At 28.7% G+C, this 24,122-nt stretch carries 19 protein-coding genes; 2 read left to right on the forward strand and 17 right to left on the reverse strand.

Annotated elements, in window-relative coordinates:
• Positions 1-24: 24 nt before the first annotated feature.
• The 16 genes from BQ7400_RS04305 to BQ7400_RS04375 all read right to left on the reverse strand — a co-directional run bounded on the left by BQ7400_RS04305 (position 25) and on the right by BQ7400_RS04375 (position 20,288).
• Positions 25-330 (reverse strand): AAA family ATPase, encoded by a 306-nt coding sequence (locus BQ7400_RS04305; RefSeq protein WP_072469602.1) that lies wholly within the window; start codon positions 328-330, stop codon positions 25-27.
• 141 nt (positions 331-471) lie between these two features.
• A complete protein-coding gene (locus tag BQ7400_RS04310; RefSeq protein WP_072469603.1) occupies positions 472-2,208 on the reverse strand; it encodes an ABC transporter ATP-binding protein in 1,737 nt (578 codons plus the stop codon).
• Positions 2,201-3,922: an ABC transporter ATP-binding protein gene (locus BQ7400_RS04315; protein ID WP_072469604.1), complete on the reverse strand. Its 1,722-nt coding sequence runs from the start codon at positions 3,920-3,922 to the stop codon at positions 2,201-2,203. The genes BQ7400_RS04310 and BQ7400_RS04315 overlap by 8 nt, the downstream gene beginning before the upstream one ends.
• Before the next feature lie 12 nt (positions 3,923-3,934).
• On the reverse strand, positions 3,935-5,383 hold the full coding sequence (locus BQ7400_RS04320; protein ID WP_072469605.1) for an ABC transporter ATP-binding protein: 1,449 nt from the start codon (positions 5,381-5,383) through the stop codon (positions 3,935-3,937).
• On the reverse strand, positions 5,380-6,060 hold the full coding sequence (locus tag BQ7400_RS04325; RefSeq protein WP_072469606.1) for an energy-coupling factor transporter transmembrane component T family protein: 681 nt from the start codon (positions 6,058-6,060) through the stop codon (positions 5,380-5,382). Before BQ7400_RS04325 ends, BQ7400_RS04320 begins: the two co-directional genes overlap by 4 nt.
• Positions 6,060-6,638, reverse strand: coding sequence for an MptD family putative ECF transporter S component (locus tag BQ7400_RS04330; protein WP_002838928.1), 579 nt, complete (start codon positions 6,636-6,638; stop codon positions 6,060-6,062). The genes BQ7400_RS04325 and BQ7400_RS04330 overlap by 1 nt, the downstream gene beginning before the upstream one ends.
• Positions 6,639-6,689: 51 nt before the next feature.
• Positions 6,690-7,256, reverse strand: coding sequence for a TetR/AcrR family transcriptional regulator (locus BQ7400_RS04335; protein ID WP_083553269.1), 567 nt, complete (start codon positions 7,254-7,256; stop codon positions 6,690-6,692).
• 85 nt (positions 7,257-7,341) lie between these two features.
• Complete coding sequence (locus BQ7400_RS04340; RefSeq protein WP_004837854.1) at positions 7,342-8,094, reverse strand: alpha/beta fold hydrolase; 753 nt, start codon at positions 8,092-8,094, stop codon at positions 7,342-7,344.
• Positions 8,095-9,150: a saccharopine dehydrogenase family protein gene (locus BQ7400_RS04345; protein ID WP_072469608.1), complete on the reverse strand. Its 1,056-nt coding sequence runs from the start codon at positions 9,148-9,150 to the stop codon at positions 8,095-8,097. It abuts the gene before it with no gap.
• A gap of 89 nt (positions 9,151-9,239) precedes the next feature.
• Positions 9,240-10,856 carry a thioesterase domain-containing protein gene (locus BQ7400_RS10810; protein ID WP_245759408.1) on the reverse strand — a complete coding sequence of 539 codons (1,617 nt, stop codon included), beginning with the start codon at positions 10,854-10,856 and terminating at the stop codon, positions 9,240-9,242.
• On the reverse strand, positions 10,792-14,760 hold the full coding sequence (locus tag BQ7400_RS04350) for an amino acid adenylation domain-containing protein (protein WP_245759409.1): 3,969 nt from the start codon (positions 14,758-14,760) through the stop codon (positions 10,792-10,794). Before BQ7400_RS04350 ends, BQ7400_RS10810 begins: the two co-directional genes overlap by 65 nt.
• 20 nt (positions 14,761-14,780) lie before the next feature.
• Positions 14,781-16,721, reverse strand: coding sequence for a condensation domain-containing protein (locus tag BQ7400_RS04355; RefSeq protein WP_072469609.1), 1,941 nt, complete (start codon positions 16,719-16,721; stop codon positions 14,781-14,783).
• A gap of 12 nt (positions 16,722-16,733) precedes the next feature.
• Positions 16,734-18,320 (reverse strand): (2,3-dihydroxybenzoyl)adenylate synthase, encoded by a 1,587-nt coding sequence (locus BQ7400_RS04360; RefSeq protein WP_072469610.1) that lies wholly within the window; start codon positions 18,318-18,320, stop codon positions 16,734-16,736.
• Positions 18,320-19,012: a 4'-phosphopantetheinyl transferase family protein gene (locus BQ7400_RS04365; RefSeq protein ID WP_072469611.1), complete on the reverse strand. Its 693-nt coding sequence runs from the start codon at positions 19,010-19,012 to the stop codon at positions 18,320-18,322. Before BQ7400_RS04365 ends, BQ7400_RS04360 begins: the two co-directional genes overlap by 1 nt.
• On the reverse strand, positions 19,002-19,754 hold the full coding sequence (locus BQ7400_RS04370) for a thioesterase II family protein (RefSeq protein ID WP_072469612.1): 753 nt from the start codon (positions 19,752-19,754) through the stop codon (positions 19,002-19,004). Before BQ7400_RS04370 ends, BQ7400_RS04365 begins: the two co-directional genes overlap by 11 nt.
• Before the next feature lie 162 nt (positions 19,755-19,916).
• Positions 19,917-20,288, reverse strand: a complete 372-nt coding sequence (locus tag BQ7400_RS04375) for a metal-dependent transcriptional regulator (RefSeq protein ID WP_012797113.1) — start codon at positions 20,286-20,288, stop codon at positions 19,917-19,919.
• A 794-nt stretch (positions 20,289-21,082) separates the two neighbouring features.
• On the opposite strand from BQ7400_RS04375, the gene BQ7400_RS04385 reads away from it, so the two are divergent.
• Both BQ7400_RS04385 and BQ7400_RS04390 read left to right on the forward strand, forming a co-directional pair.
• A complete protein-coding gene (locus BQ7400_RS04385) occupies positions 21,083-21,451 on the forward strand; it encodes a plasmid mobilization protein (protein WP_035111045.1) in 369 nt (122 codons plus the stop codon).
• Positions 21,451-22,821, forward strand: coding sequence for a relaxase/mobilization nuclease domain-containing protein (locus tag BQ7400_RS04390; RefSeq protein ID WP_072469613.1), 1,371 nt, complete (start codon positions 21,451-21,453; stop codon positions 22,819-22,821). The genes BQ7400_RS04385 and BQ7400_RS04390 overlap by 1 nt, the downstream gene beginning before the upstream one ends.
• Before the next feature lie 130 nt (positions 22,822-22,951).
• On the opposite strand, the gene BQ7400_RS04395 is transcribed toward BQ7400_RS04390, so the two are convergent.
• A complete protein-coding gene (locus BQ7400_RS04395; RefSeq protein ID WP_072469614.1) occupies positions 22,952-24,094 on the reverse strand; it encodes a single-stranded DNA-binding protein in 1,143 nt (380 codons plus the stop codon).
• Positions 24,095-24,122 lie beyond the last annotated feature (28 nt).

Below are 24,122 nucleotides of genomic sequence, written 5' to 3' on the forward strand. Positions count from 1 at the left end.
TCATCCATATTTTTTAAGCAAATTTTAAGTTTGATTGAAGAATTCCCTAATTTTTTCCATATTCCTTTTATCTTTAACACCATGCCATTTGACTTTTCCAATCTCTATAAACATAAAATAATCACAACAGCATTCTACTAATTCCGGATCATGTGTAATAATAAAAATAGTTTTCCCGTCCTCTTTAAGCCTCATCATTTCATTAGAAACTTCTTTCATATTCCTAAAATCCAAACCACTTGTAGGCTCGTCCAAAATCAGAATTGTTCTATCAGAAGCGATAGCACTTGCAATTGCAACTCTTTGTTTTTGACCTCCGGATAATGACATTGGATTGAATTATCTATACTGTATATAGAATAACTTAAAGAAAAGGTGTATTATTTTTTGTTTCAATTATTTTCATATTAGTCTCAGTTCATTAAGTCATTATATTTTAATATTTAATATTGTTTATAGTTCCACTCTATATTAATTGCTTAGTTTCCAAGACTCAGCCTTAGATTTTGCATTAATCAAGTCAGAATAAAGTCCATTATTTTTAATCAGTTCTTCATGATTTCCACGTTCTACTATCTCTCCATCTTTTAAGACTAAAATCTGGTCAGCATTTCTTATTGTCTTTAGTCTATGGGCAATCATTATTACCGTCTTATTTTTTGTTAATGATTCTATTGCTTCTTTAAGTTTATCTTCATTTTCTGGGTCTATATTTGCAGTTGCTTCATCAAAGATAATTATATCTGCATCTTTTAGCATGGCTCTGGCTATGGAAATTCTTTGTTTTTCTCCGCCTGATAGACTTGCTCCACCTTCTCCGATGATAGTGTCATATCCTTCTGGTAAAGCTTCTATAAATTCATGGCACCTTGCCTTCTTTGCAGCTTCTACAACTTCTTCATGGCTTGCATTTTGTTTTCCAAATTTTATATTGTTTTCAATTGTATCTTCAAAGAGATAGACGTCTTGAAATACCATGGAAATTGAATTCATAAGATTTTCTATCCTATAGTCCTTAATATTCTTTCCACCTATTAAAATTTCACCAGAATTTACATCCCAAAATCTCGCTATGAGATTACAAAATGTTGTCTTACCAGATCCAGATGGTCCAACAATAGCAGTCATGGTATTTTCTTTTATCTCTGCTGAGATATTTTTTAAAATTGGTCTATCATCATAAGAAAAGCTGACATTTTTAAAGACTATATTGTGATTTTTTATAGGCTCTGTAATACTTCCTTCTCTCATATCAGGCATAGAGTCGATAAAACCTACAGAATCTATGGCATTTTCGCAAGCTCTTAGGATTGCCATGTTTGATCCTGCCCCGATTAATCCTTCAAAGATAATAAAGGATGCCATAATCATAAGAATTGTTTCAGCAAGTGGAAGTTCACCAGATAAATTTAATTTTAATGATACATAGACCATAGCTACTGTTGTTATTCCCATTACAATTCTTTGGATAACTGTGTATGGTGCTACAGATTTCTCCAGGTCTAAGAGTATTCTTGATGTGTCTTTTATAGACTTTCTTAAAGCCCTGTTATTTTCTCCACCAAGATTATAGGATTTTATAACCTGCATTCCTTGTAAAGTTGCTAATACTTCTTTTGTAAGCCTTGTTTGTGTTTCTGTCATTTTATCTGCATTAGCTGATGATTTTTTCTCCATCATTGATGTAACTATAAAGAATATTATTACACCTACTACTGCAACAAGCCCTACCTTTACATTAAATATTAAAGTTCCAAGGACAAAGACTAAAGTATTTAAAACCCCACCAAGTACAAGAACCAAAAGCATAGGCACCCACATTTCTGCTTGGGAAAGTGAAGATGTGGAAATAGTAGTTAATCTTCCTAGTGAAAAGCTTGAAAAGAAACCCATAGGAACTCTTTTTATCTTTTCTCCTATTTCTATCCTCTTATGGGCTGCCATAAAATATCCTGCATGAGTCTGTGCCATCTGTGAAATTTTTAGTGTCATAATTTTGCCAACAAGAGATATGACTAATATGCCGAGACATATAAAGATTCCCTTATAGTCTAAAGTTTTAGAGAATATATTTACTAGCATATAGTAAATTGCACCAAACTCAAGGGCATTAAATACTGCGTGCAAAAATCCAGCGAGAATGGATTTCTTAATATTTACCTGTTCTTCTTTTGAAAAATTCCATATCTTTTTAAACACATTAAGCATTTTCATCACCCCTTAAATTTGCAGCATACATTTCCTTATAAAGCTCTGATGACTTTAATAAGCCCTCATGAGTTCCATAGGAGTTTAATTTACCATCTTTAATAACAAATATCCTATCTGCATCAACAATTGTCTTTAGCCTATGAGCGATTATGATTAAAGTTTTACCCTTAACTAGATTTGCCAAGGCGTTTTGTATGAGAGCTTCATTTTCAGGATCTATATAAGAAGTTGCTTCATCTAAAATTACGATTGGTGCATTCTTTAGCATGGCACGAGCAATAGATATTCTTTGTCTTTCTCCTCCAGATAGATGACCTCCACCTTCACCAACTCTCGTATCATAACCATTAGATAGATTCATAATAAAATCATGGCAGGCAGATTTTTTACATACATCTATAATTTCTTCGTCAGAGGCATTCTTATTTCCAAGCCTAATATTTTCCTTTATAGTCATATCAAAGAGGAAATTGTCTTGGGATACAAAAGAAATAAGTGAAGACAAGTTTTCGAGCGACACATCTTTTGTTTCTACTCCGCCAATTTTAATAGATCCCTTATCTACATTCCAAAATCCAGCAATAAGTTTTGCTATTGTGGACTTGCCTGACCCAGAAGGACCAACGAGGGCTGAAACAGAAGATTCTTTTATTACCATAGAAAGATTATCAATGACTTTCTTTTCTCCATCGTAAGAAAAGTCTACGTCTTGAAGTTCTATATTATAGGATTGTATTTTTTCTCCCTTGTCAATATTTTCTAACTCTCTTGAATCTAAAACCTTTCCTATTTCAGAAGTTATAGTTGATATTCTTGACATATCATCCATATAGTTCATGATTTTTAAAATGCTAGAAACTGTAGCAAAGGATAAGACGATTAAGGTAATTAAATTTCCTAAATCAATACTTCCATTTATATAAAATAAAATCCCAAAAGGTATGATTGTAATAATTCCCATAGGAGAAAGTAATCTACCTATGGCAACCCTATTCATAGATTCACCCATCCAGTTATAATAAAAGCTTGCATTATCATAAACTGCATCAGCATATTTTTTATAAGATGATTCGCTTTGATTAAAAGTCTTGATTACTTCTATCCCATTTATATACTCAACAATGGAATTATTCATATGTTGACCAATGGCAACTGACTTTCCAAACATTTCCTTATAATGAGCATTCATAACAGACATCATGGTAGCCATTCCCACCACAAATGGAATTAGTGATAGCAAGGTCAATCGCCAATCTAAGGTAAACATATAAATAAATAATAGAACAGGTCCTACTAAATTTGCCGTAAATTCTGGCACTAGGTGGGCAAGTGAAGTTTCCATAGAATCAACTTGCTCAACTATAATATTTTTTAATTCTCCAGATGATCTTGATAATACATCTCCCAATGGCATCTTAAAAAGTTTCTTAGAAATATCATTTCTTATTTCTCCTAATGAGTTAAAAGTTGCGGTATGGGAAATACTTGTTGATATTCCTGCTGCCACTTCTTTAATAACAAATGTTATTAAAATACTTATGCAAAGTGGAGTGTATAAGCTAATATCCCTTATGCCATTAATCAAATTCACAATAATTTTCGCCATAAAAATATAAGAAAAGAGACCAGCCACTACTCCCACTATGGCAAGTAGTACGGATATAAAATATGAGCCTTTTCTTTTACTTACATACTCTTTTACTAAATTCATAAAATCCCCTCCTTAAATTAAAAATCCATCTTTAATAAATTTCAAAATATCTTTTTCATGTCCCTGAACATATACTTTCTTATATCCATCTTCTTCAAGCATTAACACAGAATTACAAACTTTAAAAATAAGTTCTATATCATGAGTTATTATGGCAAAAGGATATATTTTTGAATATCTTTTTATTATTTCAGAAATATCATTCATTCTCTTGTAATCTAAACCTGACGTGGGTTCATCAAGAATTATTAGTTTTCTACCACTTAAACAAGCAGTTAATAGAGCAAGTCTTTGTTTTTGTCCACCAGATAGATTTTGTGGATGGTCGTACCTATTTTCCCAAAGGTCAATATGTTTTAATTCGTTTCTAAGTCTATTTAAATATCCAACGTCATTAATTCTATCTTTTTGTAAAAGCTCATTTTCCACCGTATCAAAAAATATTTGGTATTCTACATCTTGCATCATATAATAAGAGTTTCTTAATCTTTCTTTTTTATTTCTCCCAAAGCTTGTCTTGCCTTTAAAGTTTAATAAACCAGCTAAAGATCTTGCAAGAGTCGTTTTACCTACTCCATTTTTACCTATAATCGCCATTATCTCATTTTCATATAAGCTTATATTTAAATTTTTTATTAATTCTTTTTTACCAATAGAAATACCAACTCCTCTTATATCCTCAACTACATTTTTGCAATTATCAATATTTTCAGATAGCAAAAAATTATAATTCGTTGTTCTTAAAGAGTAATTTTTACAATCCTCTTCTGTTAATTCACCTTTTTTAAAAACTTTTTCGATTTTACCATCTTTCATATACAAAAAATGATCATATAAATCATTTAAGTAGAACAATCTATGCTCAGATATTATTATCGTTTTTCCTAATGATTTTAATTTTTTAAGAATATTCTTAAGTTCGACTATTCCCCTATAGTCTAAATTTGATGATGGTTCATCAAAGAAAATTATTTTAGTATCATAAACAAGAGTAGATGAGATAGCAACTTTTTGCTTTTGTCCACCTGATAAAGAATTGATATTTCTATATTTTAAATTTTCAATTCCCATCACACTCAAAGAGTCATCAACTCTTTTCTTTAATTCTGAAAGCTCCATTCCTAAATTTTCTCCAACAAAGGCAAGCTCATCCTCAACAATATTTGCGAAAAACTGATCTGTTGGATTTTGAAAAACATTTCCTATATATTTTGCCAATTCTCCATTGTTATATTGCGAAATATCTTTTCCTAAAATAGATACTTGTCCATATAATTGTCCTTGATAATGATTCGGAATTAAACCATTTAATATTCTTGTTAGGGTAGTTTTTCCACAACCAGATAAACCACTTATAACAACAAGTTCCCCTTCTTTAATATTTAGCTCTATATCTTTTAAAATTACCTTATCATTTCCGTCATAAGAGAATTTTTTAATATCTGCTTCTATTACATTCATATTGACCTCCACAATAAGAAAATAGCTAAAAGTAAGAATAGGATATCAAAAAATTTAAAAGTTATTTTATGATAATTAGTCCTTTCCCCTCTATATTCTGCTCCTTTAGATATAATAGATGAAGTCAAAGTTTCACTCACTTGCAAACATTTATAGATAAGAGGGATAAAGTAAAGTTCAAAAGACCTAATAGGATGGAGGGGACTTAATCTTAGTCCCCTTACCTTCATGCCATTCTTTATTTCTTTAATCCTTAACCCCATCTCTGATATAAACTTCATTCCTATAACTATGCTTAGAGCAAACACATTTGGAATGTGTAAAAACTTAAGTGAACTCATCATTTTAAGCGGTGATGTATTCACAAGAATACCGCCAATAATAAATATCGGAAAGAGTTTTAATACGATTTCTACAAGACCTAAAATTGCATTTCCACCTATTCCTAAATCTATAATGGTTAATGTTCTGCCAACAATTAACAAGATAAGAAATGTTGCTAGTTGTTTAATAAATTGTTTTAAGGAAAAAGTTAAAGTTAGAAACATTGATATTCCTATCATAATATAGTAGCCAATATCATCTGTTATAAATAATATAATCGAAAACGCTAAAATTAAAACAAATAAGATTATAGGATTTACAAAACAGTTGTCATCTCTCCTTATTTTTTCCATTACAATATTCCTGATTTTTTACTCTTTTTAAAAAACTTATTATTTATATATAATCCAAATCTTCCTGCTATTAATACCAAGACGATATTAATGCCTATTGAGATTAGCATTGCCTTTGGTGTAAAAAAGGCATCCATAAAGGCAGCCTGTTCTTTAGTAAATACGCTAAAAACTTCAACAATTTTTTCTGGTCCAAGTAGTCTTACAAATGTCATTGCATGCATTGAAATAACAAACATTCCAGCAGATACTGCTAAGGCAACTCTATTATCATTTTTATAGTTACCTATAATTAATTCTGCTACAATAGCTGCGATGGCATTTACTATAAGCATTGGCCAATATCCACTTAATGCATAAAATACACCCAGCAACATGAAAAATATAAAAGCTATTCCTCTTTTTTGTAATTTTTTAGCCATAATTATAAATGGTGGAGCTACTACAAAGGAAGAAAATCCTGCCGCTATATATAAGGATAAAGTTCCTAACATTCCTGTGGCTGTTGATACAGCCATGTTTAATATAAACGCCACTACTGTAAAAATTGTAACTTGTACGATATCTTTTAATTTCATATAAACCTCCAATTTAAGATATATTTTTTCTTTCTGAGTAAACCCTAAGATTTACTTAGCATTATTATCTAAGATAATTCCTATCATTTTTTTTAATGCAAGTTTGTTCTTCACAAAACTTTCTCTTGCATTTAGAACTTCACAACCTAGAATAAATGTGTTAATCAAATCAGTAATTAATTCGATAGCTTCACTTAATTCACCTCTTACATCTTCATCAAATAACATTAGAATACTATCAGATGATGATTTTTTTAGTTTCTTATATAGGTCTTTTAACTTATCGTCATGATTTAATTCCTGCAAAAACATTGCATAAATTGAAACATAGTCACTCTGATATAGCATTTTTTCTAAAATAATCTCAGATAAAACTTCGCTAAAATCCTGACTTGTTTTATTCATCTTATCATAGATTATCTTCTCTCTGTATTTATTTCCTTCTAACATAATGTCGTATAAAATTTCATAGGTAGAACCATAATGATGATACAAACCACCTCTAGAAAGCCCAGTAGCTTCCATAATGTCATTCATAACTGTATTTCTAAACCCTTTTTTTAAAAATACAGCTATTGATGCTTTTTTTATTTGATCCAATCTATCTTTAACATTCATTCGCACTCTAGAAATACTACCGCCTCCTTAAAGACATCTGTGTCGGTATCTTTGAATATTATACCATATTTTTATGATAATCAACTCATTTAATTCTACTCTTTATCATCTCAATTATTATTTCTGGATGCTTACTTAAAGCTTCTGAATGCCCCATATCTTTTATTTCTTCTACTTCTAATTCTTTTTTTATTAACTTTTCTAAATAATTTAAAGAATCTTTTGCGTATATTTCTCTACTTCCAAAAGAAACAGATATGTCTTTCGTAGCTAATTTGTCAGAATTTTTATTTGTTATATCATAACTATATGCAGCTTTAAAGGCACTGTATAAAGTTTCATTGCTTATAGACTTAAATAACATTGGTTTTAATACTTCAATGTCGTTTTCATCATATCCCATGTTATCCCTGATTTCTTTTTGAAGATGATTATTTTCTAATAATCCAATAAATTGTTTTGACATTATATTTGAAAATAATTCAATATTTTCTCCCATATTTATATATTGACCACCATCTAGGATTACTTTTTTTATGTTAACTTCTCCACACAATATCGTTTCAAGAACAATACTGGCTCCTAAAGATATACCATATGCTAGTTCAATATTATCAACTCTTAAATCTTTAATTTCCTTTATTATCCTTGCAGCAACTTGTTCTACAGATTTAATTGGTTCTTCATTGATATTACTATGACCTGGTAAAACAGGTAATAGAATGCAATAACTTGATTTTAAAGATTCTATTATTTCCCTAAAACAATTTTCCCAATAGAAGCCAGCACCATGAACTAGCATAATTTTAGGATTGTTTAAATCACCCGCTATCTTCATTTATAACACGCCCTCCTCATATTCCTTTTTTTCTTTTTTAATATTTACTTTAACATTTTTCAATATCAAATCCCTTTCTATATCTTTAAAGTCTAAAATATCCATTGAATAATATAGCCCATTTTTATAATTTTTCTCCAGGATTTTCTTAACAAGATTAGAACAAATTACAGCACTCATTGTACTGCTTTCTTTACTTTCTACTTCAATCTCAATGTTTTCCATAGAATTTTTCGCAGAAATTATTAGCTTGTTAAAATTATTTTTAGAAACATTTGCTTTAAAAAATGAAATTATATTATCTATATCTTTACTATAACTACCCTCAAGTTTATCAGATTTTAATACTATTTCCTGCATTTTTCGAATAACTTTATCGTCATAAATTTGATTAAACCAATTTGCAGTGTTAACATTAAATTTTTCTGCTACTCTTAAAAATTCTTTGGTAATATAGTTCGATAGCTTATAAATATCACCATTAACATTTACAAATTTAATTCCATCTTCATATACAAGCTCACCATTTTTGTAATAATATAACGCTTTTCCAAACCCAGATAAATTTGTTAAAACAAAGTCTTCAATTGCTGATTTACTGGGAATTTCTTCACTTACATTAAAACCTGAAATAGAATCAACATTTTTTAAACAACTACAAGCATAACTTGCCATAATTCCACTTAATCCAGGGAAATATCCCGAAGATAAAACAAATATGTTGTTATCTAATTCTTCTTTTATTTTATCCTCTAAAAATGATTCACCTGATGGATCTATATATGGAATATTGCATTCACTTGCTATTTTAGCTATCTTTTCTCCATTTTTATATGATGCTCCAGCACAATTTATCAAAATATCGACTTGATTACAAAATTCAGTGACTTTACCCAAATCTTTTATGTCCATCTGTACATAGGTGCAATTTTCTGTATCTTGTTTTTTATTGTTCTTGTAGGTAGCATATAAAGGATATATCTCACTTATAATTTCCACACATTTTGAACCAATATTTCCACTTCCTCCCAATATTCCAATTATCGGATTTTTCATATATTCACCTCTCTTTTAGTAAATAAAAACCAATATGACTTCAATTTTTAGCTTGAATCATTAAATAATTTTATCATCTTGAATATTCCCTATTCATTAATGAATTTTAATATCTTCGTGCTATTTTGTTTTAGATTTTCTCCAGTTAAACAATCAAAATGTTGTCCTGATATACTGCTGTACACTATATTCCCAGCTAAATACTTCTCCCAAGTTTCTTTATCTTCTCCAAAAAATTCTCCATAAAAACTTTTTTCTGTTTCTTCACAAGAGAAAACCCTTACATTCCCGTTATATTTTGGGGGTTTATAAGTTGATACACATCCAAAATTTTGAGAAAAGATGTTAAATAGTGTATTTAACATTTTTATTTCATTATCTAATAAATTTACCTTATCTCTATTTATTGAATTATAAAGATTATTTAGTCTTTCGGAAATTGGAATTGAAGAAAGTCTTTTAAACTCAAGTCCTATATCCTCATACTCTCCAACAAGTCTCTCAAACGACTGTATTTTCAAGTCACCATCTAGATTTTTTACCATATATTTTATACAATCATCAAGTCTTTCATCACTTACAGTATGACCAGCTTTAAAAATATCAGCATTTATTAGCCTAGAAAATGTTCTTTCTAGCAGTAATTCATTTTCTAAACTTGTCTTTAGTGCTATATCGTATTTATTTCTTGATAAACAATGGAAAACTGTTCTTTTTTGTTCTCTTGGAATAGTCGTACTCAATAAAGTTACATCTGATACATTCATATTTTTATTGGTTATATAGTTCGCAGCCTCAATAGCTATCAATCCACCAACGCAATGTCCAATAAGGATATACTTGGAATAACCGAGTTTACATAATACCTCTCCATATTTTTCTCCAAGATTTTTAAATGTATCCTCAGTTTTCATAGAAATATATTCAGCCTCATCTCCAAAAGAAAAGCCCAATACATCTTCGACATCATTACTATCTTTTATAATATAATCTAATAATTCTGTATATGCAGATAATGTTCCTGTCCCTGCGTGAAATAAAACTTTAGCAGTTTTCTTATCATTTTCTAAACTGGATTTTTTTAATATTGATAAAGACTTATCAATCTTTTTATCAATATTATCAAATCTGTTTTGAATTTTTTTGGAAATTTCTCTGATTGTCGGCGTTTGCATCATTTCAGTAAGCAAAGAACTCCAGTCCCAATCTTTTGCTTCTTCTACTTTTTCCAGAATTTCACTTATAATTTGTGCTATTAAAAGAGAGTCTCCTCCTACACTATAAAAGTTTTCATCTAATCCAATAAAAGACTTATTTAGCTCTTTACACCATATATCTTCAATCTTTTTTTCTATCTCTGTCATTTGTGATTTATCAATACTAATATCATCATCTTCTACTTTGAATAAACTTATTATTTCATCTTTGTTAATTTTCCCATTGCTTGTTTTGGGTAAATTTTGTAATATTTTTATATCAGATGGAATCATATAGTTTGGCAAAGAATCATTTAAATGCTCAAATAATTCTGTTTTGTCTATGGTATAATATTCATTTTTAAATCTCGTTACAAAAACACTTTGTCCTGATACTTCTAATAACTCACTACTTGGGAATGCATAAGTTATACTGCCATCATTTCTATCTATAATATCTTCCCATTGTTTTTTTTGAGAAAAATGTTTGTTCGCTTTCTTTTCTTTCATCTTCAAATCCTATCAATCCATCTTTGAATTCCATTGATGTTAATAACATATAACTCATTTTTGTTTCCTCTAATATAATCAAGGTTCCGGAATCTACTAATAGATTTTTTAAGTTTTTGATAACGAAATCTATATTTCTAGAATTGTGTAATACATTTGCACATAGTATTAAATCAAATGAGAACGCATCTAGACCCTGCTTGTAAAAATCTTCATTTATATCAAATATTTTGTATTTTATCCAATCATATTCATGAAATATGTTTTTTGCGTTGTTAAAAAAGAATTCAGAAACATCAGTGAAATAATATTCAACTTTTGAATCTTTTAATTTAGTAATTACATCAATAGTTGTTCCACCTACTCCTGCTCCAACTTCTAAAATCCTAAATGGTTTATTGTTATTTTTCATTTTTTCATTACATAAATAATGTATTTCATTAGCTATAAATCGATTATTGATTCTATTTATTTTATTGTCGTGATATGATGCCAAAGCAGGTTTTAAATCCCCTTTTGGAAAAAGTAAATTTAACGGATCTTCGATTCCTGTTATTAGTTCAGGTAGAGAATCATTAGATTTTTTTAAATAATCAAAAAAATCCTTACTGTAATTAAATTCATTTTCTACTTTATAAAAATTACTCCATAGTTGTTCAAGCGTTTCTCCATTCTCTTCACCTAAATATTGGTATTGTTCCTCATCTAATTGTAATATTTTTTCTTTAACCAAAACATTTAGCCATCTCTTTAATAACTTGTCTAACTTATCAGGTACGTTTATTATTTTTTTAATCTCTTGAATATTATATGTGCTTTTTTGATCAGTAAAAATTCCAAAATGTTGAAATGTTCCTAAAATAGACATCAATGATACTTGGTCAGCACAATATCCCCACTTTATTAGTAAATTAAGATTCATATTCTCTAAGACACTTGATTCTAACTTTTTTAAAAATTCAATTTCATCACAACACAAATAAAGATCATTAGATACATAACTTTTAATCTTAGGAGTAACCACAGCATTTATTCTACCATCTAAAGATTTCCCTTTTGTATATACAACTTGTGCAGAATCTACTTTGTTATAAGAAACAATTGCATCCTCTATTTCTGATAATTCTATTCTATATCCATGAATTTTTATTTGTCCATCTCCAGACTCTCTACCAGTAAAAATAATTAAACCATTTTTTAAATAATAACCTGTATCACCTGTTTTATAAATGATTCCTCCATCTTTTCTTCTTATAAATTGTTCTTTATTTAATTTTTCATCTCCAATGTATCCCTTGGATATTCCCTTACCGCCAATATACAATCCACCTTTAACATAGTCGGGGCAAGGATTTAAATCTCTGTTTAAAATAAAAAATTTTTGATTTGACATAGGATATCCATATGGAACACTAATATCAAACTTCTCATTTTTATCTATATCATAATAGATAGACCAAATGGATGCTTCTGTAGCCCCTCCCATGCTGACAAGCTTCACATTTTCAAAAATATTGTATACTCTGCTTGGTAAATTTGTTGGAATCCAATCTCCCGACAGCATACATAGTCTTAAATATTCACTCTTTTTTATTTTTTCAGATGCCTCTAAATAATTAACTATTAGTTGCATTTGAGCTGGCACAGAGTTCCAAATAGTTACTCTATGAAGCAACATTAAATCATAAATATACTTTGAATTATTTGTTTTATCTGATTCTGGTAGTACTAATGTTCCTCCAATATCAAAACACCCAAATATATCATATACCGATAAATCAAAAGATAATTTCGCTAACCCCAAAAACACGTCTGTTTCTTGTATCCTATATCTCTCATTGACATCAATTATTGTATTCATAGCTGCATCATGCGTTATTCTTACGCCCTTAGGTTCACCGGTAGTTCCAGAAGTAAAGATTACATAAGCATCATCCATATAATATTTCTTTAAATTTAAATCTTTCATGCTACAAAATTCACTTAAAGAAATATTGTGTAAATTTATATTTTTAAATTCAGAATTACTCAACTCTTCATCACATGATAGAACCACTTTAACATCTGCTTTTTTTAGAATCTTGTTTTTTCTATTAATAGGCTGATCTACGTCTATTGGGACATATACAGCGCCACTTAATACAATAGCTAGTACAGATGCAATCTGCCACTCATTTTTTTCAATATTAACTGCTATTCTATCTCCATATCCTATTTTATTGTTTTTTAATACTTCCATTATCGAACTAACATACAAGCTTAATTTTCTATAAGAATAAGTATGTCCCTTGAAAACTAGAGCTGTTTTCTCTGGATTTTTATTTAGCATTTTTAAAAATCCATCTCCTAAAGTTCTTTTTGGAAAATTTCTTTGTGTTGAATTAATATCATTTCTAACTTGCAGAATATTTTCAGGTAATTCCACTGGATTTTTCAAAACTAGAATTTTATGCGGATTTTTACATAGTCCCTTAATTATATTTACAAAACCTGCGAACATTTCATCAATAACAACTTGATCAAACACAAATTTTCTAATATCCCAATTTATTCTAGCTCCTGTCCTTTCCTCTGCTAACTGACAATCAATATAAACTTGAGGTGTTTGGCTGATTTTATAATTGACTTTTCGCTTTAGCAATACGTCATTTTCATTTGACAGACCAACTGTGCTTGTAAAAACTAACGGCACTACAACACTCTCACCTTTTAATCTGCTAAGCATTCTTAACACTTCAACTCCAGAAAATGAGTTATGCTCCATATCCATCCATAAATTCTTTTGTAGATTTATTATCCTATCTTTAAATGTTAATTTACTGTCTATGTCTATTGCTGATACATTCACATCCGTAAAATCTCCCACTATTTCATTAATATCTTTTATATTTAAAGAACTCCTCTTAAATAAAGTGGTGTTTATGCAAAATTTATTTGTGCCTGACCAGTAATATACTATTTCTGACAATACTGACATAACCAAAGCCGAAACTGTTACACCAATATTTTTTGACAAATCAGAGAGTTTACTCCACATGTCTTCATTTAAAAATATACTTTTTTGAAGAAAAGAGCTATCTTCTATATCTACAGTCTTTAGTGTCGGTAAGAATGGTGCGTTTCCCATATTTCCTATCTTATTTTCCCAATATTTTTTATCTTCTTGGCTATTAGCACTTTTATTTTGTTTTCTCCCTTTTTCATATATAACGATATCTCTATAGCTATTAGAATTACACACTTCTTTTTCGGGGTTATAATAAAAATCTTCTAAATCTTTCAATATGATATTCATGCTTATATAGTCAGCAACTATCATATCAACAGAAAAGTGAAGCAACGTTTTTTCATTTATTTTAGTTATTGCAATATCACACATTGGCCATTCACCAATTTTATACTGTTTGTTGGCTAATTTCTCCCTCAAAACTAATTCTTTTTCATCTATTGAAAAATTCTCTTCAACTTCAACAAATGGTACATCCTTTTGTACTTTTTGTTTACCATTCTTATATATGATTGCTCTAAGCATATCGTGTTTTTTTATGACTTTATTCCATGCTATCTCTATTTTTTTCTTATCTAAAAGCTCGTTATATTCAATTTCCATATACCCATGGCAACCCACACCACCCAATTCAAATGCTTTATTTCTTCCCAATAAATATGAACTCTGTATTTCTGTTAAATCAAATTCTTCATAACGATTTACATCGTCTCTTTTAAAATATACATTTCTTTCTTTATCCAAATATTCTAAAAGCATTGATTTATTAATCTTAAGTTGTTCTTTTAATTCATCTGTTAAACTCCCCTTAGGTGCTTTAAACTTTACGTTACAACCCTCTTTCCAAACAACTATATTTTTATTGTTTAAAATATCTAGTAATTCTGTTATACTCATTAAATCCATCCTTTCTTTTATTAAATTGAATAAACTTCTATATCTTCAAGAATTTCATCAATCTTATCCGATATTCTTTCTATTGTTAGATTTGTAAATATTAAGTTCATTGAAATTTGGTTTTCTAATTTAAAAACCCTTTTAATTTCATTGATTATACCCATAGCTTTTAAGCTATCACCTCCAATTTTAAAATAATTATCATAAATAGATATTTCTCTCATATCTAGATGCTTTTTCCATATAGCAATTATTTTGTTTTGTGTTACTGTTAGATTTATTGCATCAACTCTCGACTTTTCAGCTACAGGTGCATAAATACTTTTATGCTTATTATAATTAAAATTACACTCTTTATACTCTCTATATTGTAAATAATTATTTGAAATTTCATTTTTTGCAATCCAATCATCATATTTAGTTAGTCTTAAAAGTTGTTCTTCTAAAGAATTTAACATATCATCTAACATTTTTTCAGGGAAAAGTTCATCTACACTGTCCCAGCATAATACTAAATCTCCATCTTTTATATAAGATTGGAAATCTAACCATACTCCTGGGGTTTGTGATACCATATATGTAATTTTGCCCAAAGCTTTACTTGAAGTTTCAGTTTCTAGTGGATAATCTATGTTGCACGCAAAAACTACAGGTGAAACATTAAGACTTGTACCCTGTGATTTCGATATATCTCTTTGAACTTGTACTCCACTATAAGATGAATGACTAGCATTGTCTATAAAGGTTTCGCTTATTCTATTCAAAGTTTCTAGGAAAGAAGTATCATTTTTTCTTTCATGTTCTACTAATAAGATATTTGTAAAGTCTGCCACCATATCTTTCAGGTTTTCGTTTGAAAGATCTCTATTAAATAATGGTAAGTTTATAAAAAACTTATCTTGGTTAGTCCATCTTTCTAGAATTAAAGCATATGCAGTTAATAAAACCATCGATGGAGTAGATTTATAGCTTGCTGCAAGCTCTTTTATTTTGCTCCATTTATCTTTTTCAATAACTCGTTTTCTTCTAGTAAATCTCGTTTCTTTAATTTGTTCAGGAGCTTTCTTTAATGGTAAATTAGGTCTTTCTATCTCAAATGAGTCTATTTTTTCTTTCCAAAACTCTTGGTCTTTTTTATAAATTTCAGAGTCTACTTCAAGATTGTTTATATAGTCTTTAAAGGTATAAGTGTTTAGATTGTCTAATTCTTTTCCTAAATACAATTCTCCTAATTCTTTCAAAAGAATACTCATACTCATGACATCGGCAACAAGTAAATCTAAATCAAAGAAAATTTTATTTCTATTCTGTGACAGATTTGCAAGTTTTAATCCTGCGACTTCTCCCATTTCTACTCTGAGTTTTCTATGCGATAAATTTTTTCGTATTTCATCTAATCTAATTTTTCTTTCTTTTTCATCTAAATTAGATAAGTCAAAAACTTCAATTTCTTCACTAAAAGGTTTATCTAATATTTCTTGCTTTCCATCTTCTGTGAATCTTGTCCTGAGCATTGGATGTCTATATTGAAGTTTATTCCACGCATCATTCAATCTTTTATAATCTATATCTTTTCCATCTATTTCAATATAGGCATGACAACCCACTCCACCTAGAGTTTGATCATCACTTCTGCCTATAAAATAAGAATATTGAACATCTGTTAGATTGAATGAATCATTGCCATCATTTGATTTCTTATTATCTTTTGAATGTTTCTTAATAATTTTTGAATTAGCTACTAGGTCAAACCATGAATTAAGTGTAGGATTCTCAATGAGCTTTGCGAAGGATATTCTAAGTCCTTCTTTTTTAAGAATTCCTGAAAGTTGCATTACTTGCATGGAACTCAAGCCTTTTTCTATTAAATTGTCATTTTCTTTTATGTCTGATTTCTTCAAGGTATCTTTTAACCATTTTTCAATTATTAGTTTAATTTCTTTTCTTGCATCAAATTCCATGTTTTGCTCCTTTCACTCTATTCTTTTTAATTTATTTCTATCAATTTTCCCCAAAGCAGTTAGCGGCCATGAATCTATATATTGTATAGAATCTGGCAATTTAAATTCCGCTACATTCTTATTTGCTAGAAATGTCCTAATATCTTCTAATGAGAGTTCGTCCTTCTCATCTTTTAATATGAATACTCCTATTTTTTCTCCCAAAAGTTCATCAGGTACTCCTACAACTTGAACGTCTTTAATATTTTCATTTGATAGTAAAATGTCTTCAATCTCAGAGGGATTTATCTTTTCTCCAGCCCTATTTATTGTTTCTGAAATCCTTCCAACTACTTGGTAGTTCCCATCTTTTAGTTTTCTTGCCTTATCTCCCGTTTTGAAGTATAAATCTTTACTTATACACTTTTTATTTACTTCATCTAAATTATAGTAACCATAAATTGTGTAAGGTCCTCTAACTATTAGCTCGCCATATTCTTCAGTCAAAACTTCAGTATCATTTTCATCAACTATTAATATCTCATCAAATTTACTTATAGGTTTTCCTTGGACTGTAAAAGAAGTTTTGTTATCGTCACCTAAAGAAGTTGTCATTATTAAACCTTCAGCTATCCCGAAAATTTGTTGCAACTTGCACTTAAATTCTTTTTCTATTTTCTCAGCAAGTTTTTCTTCTAGTACTGATCCTCCAACTTGAAGAACTTTTAATGAGGATATATCGTAGTCATCATCTTTTAAGAAATCTATACATATATTTGCCATAGCAGGAACAAGACCTGTTATAGTTACTCTTTTTTCTTCTATTAAAGGTAAGATTTCATCAGGGCTTGTAACAGGGCATAATATAACTTTTCCTCCTATAGAAAATGTTCCTAAAATTCCTGGACAGCAAAGAGGGAAGTTATGAGCTATCGGTAAGGATGCTAGGTATACGCTGTCCATATTCATATTACATCTCTTTGCAGTTTCTTTTGCTACATAGATATAATCGCAGTGTCTCCTTGGTATCAATTTTGGTATCCCAGTTGTACCACCCGATAAAAGTAATAATCCTATCTCTTTATAATTGATCTCTATTTGTTGAGATAAATAATCTTTATCATCAAGATTGTAAAAATTTTTATATCCTTGATTATCTCCAAGAATATAAACTTCAAAATCTATATTTAATTCTTCCTTTACTTCTTTTATCATATCAACATATGAAAAGCCAAGATATTTATCCTTAGCTATATATGCTTTTGCCCCTGATTTTTCTAATATTCCCTTTATTTCATTTTTCCTATGTGCTGGAAGTGATAATACTGGAATCACACCAATCTTAAACATGGCAAAAAGGATAATAACAAATTCGTGACAATTAGGAAGTTGAAGAACGATTCTATCTCCCTTTTTAAATCCAGCTTTCAATAAACCATTGGCATAATGGCAAGCTTTTCTATTTAATTCTTGATATGAAAGTTCAACATCTCCATCTACTAAGGCAATTTTATCCCCATATTTTTTAGCACAATCTTCAATAAATTCTCCTAAGGTCATATGCGGCCATACTTGTTCATCATAAATTTTTTCTAATTTTTCTTTTAATTCAATGTTCATTAATTTTCCTCCAAGCATATTGCCCCGAAATATTTGTCATCATAATTTAATGGCTGTAATCTAATTATTATATTGTTTTTATTATCGCTAATTTCTATAACTTTATTTCCATAAGAAATTATTTCAATTTCTTTCAAATTTCTTATAATACCAATCCCATCACATTTAAGATAGGCTTCTTTTGCAGTCCAATATCTATAGAAACTGATTATGTTGTTATCTATATTTATTATTTCATCTTTAGTGAAACAATTTTCTAATATATCCTTAAACTCAAATTTATAATTTATTTTTTCAACATCTACTCCTACTTCTCTTTTAAAAAAAGCTAACAGGACTAAGCCTTCAGTATGTGAGATGTTAAACTTTAATCCTAGAGTGCTTTCTACGTAGGGTTTATTATTTTTATCTCTTTTGACTGTTAAATCATCAATTTCTTTTTCTAGTAAACCTTTTAGGGCTAAATTAAGTATTGCCCTTGATACTAGATAATTAATTTTTGCTATTTCTGATTTATAATCTTCTAATTTTATTATCTCCTCTTTAGTTAAGTAAGGAAGTAATTTTTCTTCTAATAATTTATCTGTATAAGCCTTAATTAGTATTAAATTATTACTAGCTAATTTATCTTTTAAATCTTCTAAAGTAAGAAAATCATTAATTTTTCTTATTTCATATTCTTCAATTTTCATTTACTTTTATAAACTCTTTTATCTCTTTAATGACACTTTCAGGAGATGTATTGACAAACATATGCTTGCCATCGATATATCTATAAGTGAATTCTTTTGTGGTATAATCTTGCCATTTTATAAGTTCATCTAAAGTCATTTCTTGATCTTTATCTCCCATAAGACCTAGTATAGGTGATTCTAATTTCTCAAATTTTGTGTCTTGATAGTCTTCATCTATTACAAAATCTGACCTAAGTGTTGGCAAGAAAATAGAAATTAAATCCTTATTGTCTAAAATTTCTTTTGGTGTTCCTTCATATCTTCTCAAGCCTTCTATAAATCCGTCATCGTCAAGATGATAAATTGGATGAGGTTCTTTATATAATGGAGCACGCCCTCCAGATATAATTATTCCTCTTGGATTTATGTAATCCGAATTTTTAATTCTTAATGCAAGTTCATAAACTATTTTTGTTCCCATACTGTGTCCAAATAAATAATAAGGTTTTCTAAAATCAAAACTTTCTTTCATGTCTTCAAATAAACTATCCACTAAGATGTTAATGTCACTTATAGCCTTTTCAGAAAACCTGTTTTCTCTTCCTGGATACTGGGCAACAAATAATTTTATATCTTCAAACTCATCTTTCCATCTTCTAAAGGCAGACACTCCTCCACCTGCAAACGGGAATATAAAAAGATTTGCTATTATATTATTTTCATTAATTTCTTTACTTAGTATTTCAAAGTTTTTTGACATAAATTCACCTTTTTATTTATTTTCTGTTAGTATTGGCTAACTCAAAATTATTATATACCATTTGATAGCTTTTATCAATAGCTTTGAGATGTTTTTAAAAATATAATTTTAAAAATAAAAATAGCATAGACATCTCATTATGCGAGTCATCTATGCTATTTACTATAAATTATAATCGAAATGTTTTTTTAATTTTTCAAAAGTTTCATCAGAAATAACATGCTCTATAAGACAAGCTTCGTCTTCAGCATTTTTTGCATCTATTCCAAGTCTTATAAATACGTCCGTCAAATATTTATGCCTTGTATACATTTTTTCGCAAAATATTTTTGACTCCTCTGTTAAACGAATTATTTTATCTTCACCATAAATAATCAGCCCTTTATTTTCAAGTTTTTTTAGCATTCTTGTAACAGTAGGTCTTTTATATTCTAAGTAATTAGCAAGATCCATATTTCTTACTTCCTCTTTTTCCAAAGATAAAATATATATAGCTTCTAAATAATTTTCCTCTGCAAATTCCCTGTGTAGAATAGATTACCCCTCCCTCAAAATAAAAATAATTAGATCCAAATTTAGTAAATACGAAATTCAAGAACTTAGAATATGATTTCCTTAATATTTACACTATTTCATTATACTTATAAAAATCCTTATTTAAAAGTAATTTTTAGAATATTCCTTGAAGTTTATCTTATATTGTTTATTAACTTCAATAAATGCGGTATAATTAATAAAACTGAATAAACGCTTATAACTCTAATAGACCAAGCACATAAAACAATCCCATTTCATCCCTAATATCTATAATTTTATCATAGATGATTAGGTTCATTTTTAAGAACTATGCTTAAAGCTGTTCTTATACTATTAGTATATGAGCAAGCACAGTAAGTGCATATGCACTTACTAAAAATGAAATAAGAATACTACGATTATATCGCTTATTTTTTTCCATTTTACTTGTTGGGGAATATCCCCAAACCCCTAAATTTATAATAATTAAATTCAGCAACAAACGCTTATAATAGCTTCAACGTAAACTTGAATATTATCTCAAAAAGTGATAAAATATAAGCAATAAAAAATTAAATCAGGAGATTTCCAGACGAAATATATAGAATAAATTAAACCTGTAAGTCAAGTTATCCTACTTGAATTTACAGGTTTTTCTTTTTTATTTCGATTAATAAATTTATTAGGAAGAGGAACTTCAAGGAAGTTTACTACGAGATCTATCTATATAATTATTATCACATAAGAAAGAGGGATTGTGAACAAAATGTAGTATTTATTATTACAACTACAATATACGAGGAGGTTAAATTATGACAAGTAGATTTAGAAATAACGGAATCTATTTAATGTTATCTGATGAGGAGTTAGAATTGCTAAATGAAAAATATAAAGCATCTAAGTGTAAAACTCTTAGGCAATTTATTATGAAATGTATTTTAGAAAAAGATATTTATGTATTAGATATGGATGTCTTTCGTGAAATGTCAACAAATATAAGTCGTACTTCAAATAATATAAATCAAATTGCTAAAAGGGTAAATACTACATCAATCATATATAAAGATGATGTAGAAGATTTAAAAAGCTTATTAGAAAATCAAGCAAAAGATATTTTCTCTATCCGTAAAAAAATATACTCTCTTACTAATTCTAATAGCATAAATACTGAGAAAGAATAATGGCAATTACTAAAATTCATCCTATAAAATCCACTTTGAAAGCAGCACTTGATTATATTATGAATAGTGATAAAACAGATGGAAAAATTCTAATTTCCTCCCTAAACTGTAACCCTATAACTGCTCATTTAGAATTTGAACAAACAAAAAGAGAATGTAATTCTAAAGCAAAAGTTTTGGCAAGACATTTAATTCAATCTTTTTTCCCCGGAGAAACTACTGCTGAAGAGGCTCATCAAATAGGTATAGAACTATGCGATAAAATCTTAAAAGGAAAGTATGAATATGTTCTTACTACCCATATAGATAAGGGACATATTCACAACCATATACTATTTAATAATGTTTCTTTTGAAACTGGTAAAGCATATCAAAGTAACAAAAAAACTTACCACCAAATTAGAAATCATAGTGATGATTTATGTAGAAAGTATCAGCTATCAGTTATAGATGAAGATTATGTTAAATTTAAAGAAAAGTATAAAACCAATGGAAAATCCTACAAAGAATATATTGAATTTAAGAAAGGAAAATCTTGGAAACATAAACTTCAAATTTCTATCGATCATGCTATTAATAAAGCAAATAGCTATGAGAATTTCTTAAAGCTTATGGAAGAATATGGATATGAAATTAAAATCGGAAAATATCTTTCTTTCAGACATAAAAAACAAGGAGAAAAGGGACGATTCATTCGTGCGAGGGAAACTACCCTTGGAAAAGATTATACAAAAGAGAAAATAAAAGAAAGAATTGAAAATAAGGTAAATGAAAATTACAAAAATAGTGAAGTATATTATTCTAAGAAATCTTATAAGAAACTTGATAATATAATAGACATAGAAAGCAATGAAAAGGTTAAATCTTCTAAAGGTTATGAAATATGGGCTAAAAAGCATAACATGAATACTATGGCGAAGACCTTAAATCAGCTTAGAAAATACGGCCTATCATCTAGTATTGATTTGGAAAATAAACTCCAAGAAGAAGCTGTTAATAGGCAAGAAATCCTAAATAAGATTAAAGATGTTGAAAAAGTTATGAGCGAAATTTACGCAGCTATTGAAGACATTAACACTATAAAAATAAATAAGGTTATCTATAAAACCTATAAAGAAAACTCAAATGATAAAGATTTTTATAGTGAATATAAGCCTCAAATTATCGCATATGAAAAAGCAATAAATACTTTAGAAAAGTGTCAATATAAAAATCTAAGTATAAAAGAGTTGTCAAAATTATATGATGAATACAAAAATAAAAAAGATATTCTTATGGATGACTACGCCAACGAGAATATATTGATAAATGAATTAACCCAATTAAGAAAGAATACTGATAAGTATATTTATAATGAATTATATAAGTAAGGATCTGGTGTATCAGCTTCTTCGGATAGATTTTGAGCTGATATTTTTTCAATATAACCCACCATTTTTCCTTAAAGACAACCAATAAAAAAATACAGGAGGCAGACTAAAACCTGCCCCCTATAATCTTTTACCTTTCTATGCTATTATCCTTTTTCTTCTTTTCATCCACTTTCATATCCCCTTTAGTCTTAAATTCCTTTAATTTCCCTAGTGTTGATGCTTTTGCTTTAGTATGCTCTTTAGCTTTTAATAACTTTGCAGAGTATACTTTTAGACTTGTGTATTCCTTATTATCCTTTCCCATACTTTTCTTTTCTTTGCCAAATAGGTGTACAAAATCTCCTTTTTTCAAATTTTTTACTTGATTGATTTTATCATTATAGGCGTAGCAGCTGATGAATTTTGCATTTCCTTCCTTGTCATTTTCAGCAATAGAAAAGGAGGCTACTTTAAAGTCCCTCCCATCTTTTGATTTTAAATCTTTAATTTCTATATCAGTTGCTATATTTCCATCTATATTTAATGTATCCTTCTCTTTATTATCTATATCTCTCATCTCTTTATCTCCTTGTTCTTGATTAACTTCTAAGTTTTCTTTTAACTCTTCTTCATCTATATATTCAATAAACTTTTCATCAATAAGCCCCATAACTGAATCGTTCATATAATTATCATAGGCATCATTAAGAACATTTTCATTTTCTACTCCTGTTTCAAGAGATATAATACCTTTTACAAATTCTTTATGATTATATTCTGCTAAAAAATCTATTGTATTTTTCATGCTTTCAAAATTTGTATTTTCCATATTTGCTATTGTTTTTATATCACTTGCATATCTAACAGAATCCCATTCATACTTTCCACTTTCTTTATTAAATTCTACTCCTGTGGCTAAAATAAATTGATTTCCGTCAAATAAAGTAGCTTGATTATCTTTCACATCCAATACCATAGTGTCTCCAAATTCAGTTTCAATTACATTTCCCTTTTTTATATTCATTTTTATTCCTCCATTTCTATTTTTATCTTTCTTATCTATTAAATCTTTTATTTCTTCTTCCTTTCCATCACTAATAATAAATTGTTTTATTTCTTCAACTGTTGGATCATCAATTGTAGTCTGAATAAATTCAACTAATTTATCTTCTGAATCGGCAAAATTTTTAATTCCATATTCAACTATATTGTTGATTATTCTCTGAGTATTACCATCAAAAGAAAATTTTTCTCGAATAAATTCATTAAAGCTATATCTATCAAATTCCATATTCTTTGTCCTCTAATAATCTGATTTA

Source organism: Urinicoccus massiliensis, assembly GCF_900120405.1.
Lineage (GTDB): Bacteria > Bacillota > Clostridia > Tissierellales > Peptoniphilaceae > Urinicoccus > Urinicoccus massiliensis.